This window comes from Comamonas testosteroni, assembly GCF_000761245.1.
Lineage (GTDB): Bacteria > Pseudomonadota > Gammaproteobacteria > Burkholderiales > Burkholderiaceae_C > Comamonas > Comamonas testosteroni_C.
This window is the reverse complement of the sequence record NZ_AWOR01000092.1, coordinates 1-2,546: the sequence shown is the minus strand read 5'-3', so window position 1 is coordinate 2,546 and position 2,546 is coordinate 1. Positions and strand designations below refer to the sequence as shown.

Annotated in this window: 2 protein-coding genes and 1 pseudogene; 2 read left to right on the top strand and 1 reads right to left on the bottom strand. The window is 56.2% G+C overall.

Going from position 1 to position 2,546, the window contains the following annotated elements:
* Nucleotides 1-417, bottom strand: a pseudogene (locus P353_RS30100) (transposase); the annotation flags it as partial.
* 274 nt (nucleotides 418-691) lie between these two features.
* Here P353_RS30100 and P353_RS25305 point away from each other — a divergent pair.
* Both P353_RS25305 and P353_RS25300 read left to right on the top strand, forming a co-directional pair.
* Entirely contained in the window at nucleotides 692-1,447 is a 756-nt protein-coding gene (locus P353_RS25305; protein WP_034375799.1) for an SDR family NAD(P)-dependent oxidoreductase, read from the top strand.
* 111 nt (nucleotides 1,448-1,558) lie between these two features.
* Nucleotides 1,559-2,335 (top strand): SDR family NAD(P)-dependent oxidoreductase, encoded by a 777-nt coding sequence (locus P353_RS25300; protein ID WP_034375798.1) that lies wholly within the window; start codon nucleotides 1,559-1,561, stop codon nucleotides 2,333-2,335.
* Nucleotides 2,336-2,546: the final 211 nt, after the last annotated feature.

Here is a 2,546-nt window from a genome sequence, read left to right as displayed (position 1 = left end):
CCGCTTTGCAACCAGGCCCGCCAGACCAGGGGAGTGCAGCCATGCATAGAACCCTGGGCAAGCAACCCTCAGCAATCTGCACATCAGGCTGATGACGTGCTGAGTACGGTGCTCGTTGATAAAGCAGTACTTCACTCGGGCACCCTGGCCAAGTACCGCACGGCTTTTTTAAGATGTCCCGCTCTTCTTCGATGCGCCGCATCTGACTGCGCAAACGCAGGATCTCGCTCCTGGCTTCGAACAACTCTTGGGACTGCTGCTCGCTCCTGGCTGGAGATACAGCCTTGACCCATTTTTATTCAGGCTATGTGTAGACACCCCTAAACGGACTGCGACTTCAGCCACCGAGAGTCCCTTCTCAATGGCTTGCTTGACCGCTTCTTCCTTGAATTCCGGCGTAAACCTCCGTGCGCTCATGGACCACCTCCCAGGCTCAAAAGATAGGCCGAGGATGCCTACCTGGCTAGGGGCAGTCCACTTGCTCTCCAGCCCGATTCAGGCGACATGCCAAGTAGGCGCGCTTAAAGGTTTTCATGAAGCCGGAATCGGGGACTCAGGGAACTATCTCAGCCTAGTCTGAACAGGGGATGGGTAGATCCAATCAGTGCTATAGGCTAGTTAGTGTCAATTGCAGTCACCGTCACATAAAGGAGATCACATGACGAGCATGCATGCGCACACTGGAAGAAATATGAATGGCCTGAATTCTAAAGTTGCATTGATCACTGGAGCGGGACAAGGTGTGGGACAAGGTATTGCCTATGCATTGGCCGCAGAAGGGGTGAAGATTGCCGTGGTTGGTCGCACGCTCAGCAAATTGGAAGATACTTGTGCGGAAATCCGTCGCCGTGGAGGCCAGGCAGAGGCATTTCTTTGTGACGTCATGGTCAAGCAGGATATTGACCGCTGTGTCGAGCAGGTGGCCAAACACTTCGGTAGTCTCAACATCCTCATCAACAATGCCCAGGTTGTACCGCTAGGCCGTTTGCTGGAGGTCAGTGACGAGGCCTTCACCGAGGGCATCGATTCTGGTCCGCTCGCAACCTTGCGCATGATGCGTGCCTGTTATCCGTATCTGAAGGGTGATGGCGCAATAGTGAATTTCGCCTCCTCTGCGGCGATGCGCTGGGATGCGTCAGGCTATGGCCCCTATGCCGCCGTCAAGGAAGCAATTCGTGCTCTTACACGTGCTGCGGCTTGTGAATGGGGCTCGGACAATATACGTGTCAACACCGTTGCACCGCATGCAATGTCACCGGGCATGGAAGGCTGGATTGCTGCGCAACCTGCCGAGGCAGCAGCATTTTTCAAAACGATTCCGCTTGGTCGTGTAGGCGACTGCGAACGGGATATCGGCCGGGCGATTGTGTTCTTGGTAGGCAGCGACGCGGGCTATTTGACGGGCGCCACTATTCCGCTCGATGGCGGCCAAGCTTACTGGGGCTAAGAGATTTTATAGATCACTGATCTGTTAGCGCATTGCAATGGCGGATAGGTCGGCCTTGTTTGCACCCTAACGCTGCTGCGGAAAGCAACATTTAAGTAGAGGGAATATTTAATGAATCGCTTGGAAAATAAAGTCGCAATCATCACTGGCGGCGCCCGCGGCATGGGTGCGCAGACTTCCCGGCTGTTCGTGCAGGAAGGGGCGAAAGTCATCATCGCGGATGTGCTTGAATCAGAAGGTCAAGCCCTCGCTCGTGAGTTAGGGGACTGCGCGTGCTTCCACCGCCTAGATGTGAGCGACGAGGCCAACTGGCAGGACCTGGTGGAGAAGGCGATGGATCGCTTTGGCCGGATCGATGTACTCGTCAACAACGCCGCTGTGTTGGTATATGGAGCCATTGATGAGTTGTCGAAACGCGACTTCGAGCGGACCGTCTCAGTCAATCTGGTAGGGACATTCCTAGGCATTCGCGCAGTCGCATCAATCATGAAAATGCAGCAGGCGGGAGCCATCGTTAACATCTCGTCCGTCGACGGCTTGCGTGGCGTCAACGCCCTCGCAGCCTATGTTTCTACTAAATGGGGTGTGCGCGGGCTAACCAAGGTCGCAGCTCTTGAGCTCGGCCACCATGGCGTGCGCGTGAACTCGGTCCATCCAGGCGGCGTGGACACCATTATGGGCAACCCTACCGGAGCTCCGCGGGAGGAAATCAATAAGCACTTCCAGAATGTGCCCATGCAACGCGTCGGCAGCCCGGAAGAGATTGCCCGAGCCACCCTATTCCTAGCAAGCGATGAGGCATCTTATTGCAACGGCAGCGAACTGGCTGTCGACGGCGGATTGGCGGCCGGAGCGTACTATCCAGGTTTGCCGGGCGCTCCTCGGTAAGTGCATGTCACATTTCTGCCCCCAGCCAAAATGTGGCTTTGGGGGGCCTTCTGACGCCGCAATCTGGCTGTAGGCATCGCCGAATAACAAGATCGCCCTCCCAGTGCCCCGACACTGCCCGATCCTCTATGCAGGCGGACCACTGACTTTGCAATTTAATCGCCACGATTTGAGCCAGCGCTGTCTGGTGCTGCTGGACGAGCCCTCCGAG

Excerpts from the sequence above, each read along its gene's own strand:
- P353_RS25305 (WP_034375799.1), top strand. The coding sequence starts at position 692 with ATGAATGGCCTGAATTCTAAAGTTGCATTGATCACTGGAGCGGGACAA.
- P353_RS25300 (WP_034375798.1), top strand. The coding sequence starts at position 1,559 with ATGAATCGCTTGGAAAATAAAGTCGCAATCATCACTGGCGGCGCCCGC.